The sequence below is a fragment of the Ditibartonella apis genome (genome assembly GCF_001952075.1).
GTDB lineage: Bacteria > Pseudomonadota > Alphaproteobacteria > Rhizobiales > Rhizobiaceae > Bartonella > Bartonella apis.
The window spans coordinates 1-1,431 of sequence record NZ_LXYU01000016.1; the positions used below are offsets into that span (position 1 = coordinate 1).

1 protein-coding gene is annotated in these 1,431 nt (G+C 48.2%); it reads right to left on the reverse strand.

All coding sequences use genetic code 11. The features are described from left to right. The coding region (locus PEB0122_RS11565; protein ID WP_198936011.1) for an Ig-like domain-containing protein at window positions 1–1,431 on the reverse strand (1,431 nt) is incomplete at both ends.

The following is a 1,431-nucleotide window of genomic DNA, read 5'->3' on the forward strand; positions in this document are numbered from 1 at the left end:
TCACCGTATATGTTCCATCAGGGATAGGTTCCTTACTATCGCGCCAATCAAGTTCCCAGTTACCGGTTTTTTCATTATAGGTAAGGTCGCGCCATTGATTGTTGATGAAGGCTTGTACCTTGTCGGTGTCTTCTACTTTTCCATCAACCTTGAAACTGAAGAGTGGTGTTTTATCCTGCGTATTGAAGTCGCTACTCTCAAAGCCTGTATCATCGGTAATACTGATGAGTTTTGCCGTTGCACTTGGTACACGTGTATCAACTTCGAACGCATGGGCTTGAGATGCTGGCCCTTCATTGCCAGCCGCATCCACTGGACGGGCTGTAAGAGCATGCTTGCCTTCGCCAAGCTTGGCATCTGAGTTTCTGTTACCCGCTTCCCAGAACCATGTATGATCTGCATTGACATCCACTTCGGCAATAAACTTGTTATTGTCATAGATGCGCACTTTCTTGGCGTCACTTGGTGCCGTTCCGCTGAAGATCGGGCTATTGTCATTGGTGACGTCATTTTGATTGATAGAGATAATATTCGGGCCATCTTCACCATTGGTATTGTTCGGCAGAGCATTATCCTGAACAGTCTCGCCCTTTATCTGCTCTGGCCCGGTAATGTCGACCTTAACAAGATATTCGTTTGAAACGCCGCTGGTCTTTCCCTCCGCATTTTGCGAAACGGCCGTAAACTTGTGGTCATCTTCGGTAAGCATTGCTCCGGTTGTATAAGACCAGTTGCCGTTGCCATCGGCATAAACGCGGCCAAGTTCCTTGCCATTATCATAAATGATCACAAGGCTGTTCTTCGGTGCCGTGCCGATAATCGTCGGGTTGGTATCGTCGGTCGTGCCATTGTCGACACGGGAGCCACCATTTGCAACTTTACCCTGATTAAGGCCGACATCATCGATAACCTGGGTAATCGTCGGCACCTCCGGTGCACCATTATCAATATTCAGTTTGAAACCCTGTCCGGCAAGAACAGTGCCATCGGCACCTATTGCCTCAACATAATAGTTATGTTCGCCGGCGGTCTGTTCTGTCAAACCGATAGACCATTTACCATCCGAACCGACAGTGAATGGGCCGCCAATTATCGTTTGTTTTGTAGCATCGCTATAAACGTAAACACGCGAGCCTGCCGGTGCCGTGCCGTGAAGTTCGGGCGTTGTATCATCGGTATGGCCACCATTAGCAATCTGGCCTTTAATCGGATCCTGATCGTCAACGGCATAATCAACTGTGACATTGTTATCAGTATTCTCGATAGTGATAACAGTTCCAAAGCCGTGTTCGCTTTCATTGCCGGCCGCATCTTTTACCGTAGTGGTAAAATGATGTTCGCCTTTACCAAGCGGTGTTGTCGGTGTGAACGACCACGAACCATCCGGATTAACTTTCGTCTCGCCGATTGCTTTGTCCCCATCATAAATGG